Here is a 1,901-nt window from a genome sequence, read left to right as displayed (position 1 = left end):
CTGGACCAACGACCAAGCTCACGCGGTTTTGCGTGTCAGCGGTGGGGCGCTCGTCAATCAAGCCACCGGGACCATCGATTCGATCGTGGGCGGAGGGACCGGGCAGATCGGGCCACGCTATATCCGGGGCGCGATTGACAACTTTGGGACGATCTCGGTGGAGAAAGACTTACGGTTGGATCAGGCTCCTAGCAACTATTCGGGAGGGCGCGTCGATGGTGGAATCTACGTTTTGTTTGACCATTTACAGTTTCCCAATGAAGGGATCACTGCCAACGCAGCTCATTTGGTGCTTCATGGCGGCGCCAGGATTCTCGATGCAGGGCGCGCGAATTCACTCACCGGGCTGGCCAGTAACGAAGCGACGGGATCGCTCGAACTCAGATCCAACGCCAACTTTCCCCTCACCGGCGGTTTGACCAGCAGCGGTGATGTTTCCGTTTGGGACACCAGCGTGCTCGCCCCGGCCGGAAATCTACTAATCGAAGCGGGAACACTCGGCGGCAACGGAACGATCTCCGCCGATGTTGTGAACCAAGCCGGCACGGTCGTTCCGGCTGAGGGTGGCCTGAAGATCACCGGTGCGTTCGAGCAGAGCAATGCCGGAACGCTGCAAATCAATCTCAATGGTCCTCCGCCGGATCAGTTCGGCTTTGTCCGAGCCGGCTCGGCAGTCTTGGACGGTACGCTCAGCGTCGCCGTCGCTGATGGTTACGCTCCCGGCGCAGGTGACTCATTTGAAATTGTGGACTACGCCTCTCGTACGGGTGACTTCGCCTCGTTTTCCGGTCTCGACTACGCTCCCAATCGCCTGTTGACCACCGACAACACCCCCACTGGATACTTTTTGGAAGGCGATTTCGTCAGCATCCGTGTCGAGCCGTTTGAAAACCTGACGACCACCGAAGCCGGTGGCAGCATCCAGTTTTCCGTGATTCTGGATCAGCAGCCGACCGCACCGGTGACCATCGGGATTTCATCCAGCGATGAATCGGAAGGCGTCGTCAGTGCCGATTCGGTGACGTTCACCCCGACCGATTGGGCGCCCCAGTCGGTCACGGTCACCGGCGTCGAAGATTTTCAAGATGATGGCGACATCGCCTACGCCATCATCACGGCTGCGGCCGTCAGCGATGACTTGAACTTCAAAGACTTCAACCCCGTCGACGTCTCCATCACCAATCAAGACGACGACGAGATCGCCCTGGTGGTCACGCCGCCGACCTCGACGCAAACGAGCGAAGCTGGCGGCACGAGTGAGTTTTCCGTTTCCCTCGGTAGTCAGCCGACTGCTGACGTGATCGTCGACGTTCGGTCATCGCTGGAACGTGAAGGCACGGTGTCGGTCGAGCAGCTCGTCTTCACGCCGGACAACTTCAACACGCCTCAGACGGTGACGGTCACCGGCCAAGACGACCCGGTCGATGACGGTGATACCGAGTACTCGATCACACTCAGCATCGCCGCAACCACCGATGCGGACTACCAGTCCGTTCCAAGCCAGACGATCACGTTGACGAACATCGACGACGACACCGCGAACTTCGTCTGGGATGGCGGCGGTGACGGAACCAGTTGGCACGATCCGATCAACTGGGTCGGCGACGTCCTGCCCAACGCCACCGCCGACGTCCTGATCCCCGATCAACTAGGAGATCTATCAGTCGCAGTCAACCAGTCGATCACGGTCAATAGCATCTATTCGGAGGAGCGTTTAACGATTTCAAACCGGACCGCGAACATTTCAGCAGGAGCAATTCTGACCGGCCTGGCGATTTCCGGCAGCTCGGCCCGATTGACTGGTACGGGTGACGTAACGATCACGGAGCGTCTGGATTGGTCCGGTGGCTCGATGTTGGGAACGGGAAAGACCATCCTCGCCAGCACCTCGACCGCGTCGG

The 1,901-nt window shown here is 59.3% G+C and carries 1 pseudogene; it reads left to right on the top strand.

Going from position 1 to position 1,901, the window contains the following annotated elements:
* Nucleotides 1-1,901 (top strand): annotated as a pseudogene (locus ABX749_RS31320) (hypothetical protein); the annotation flags it as partial.

This window comes from Stieleria sp., assembly GCF_041595215.1.
In the GTDB taxonomy this organism is placed as follows: Bacteria; Planctomycetota; Planctomycetia; order Pirellulales; family Pirellulaceae; genus Stieleria; species Stieleria magnilauensis.
The sequence above is the reverse complement of the archived record's forward strand: the minus strand, read 5'-3'. Positions and strand labels throughout refer to the sequence as shown.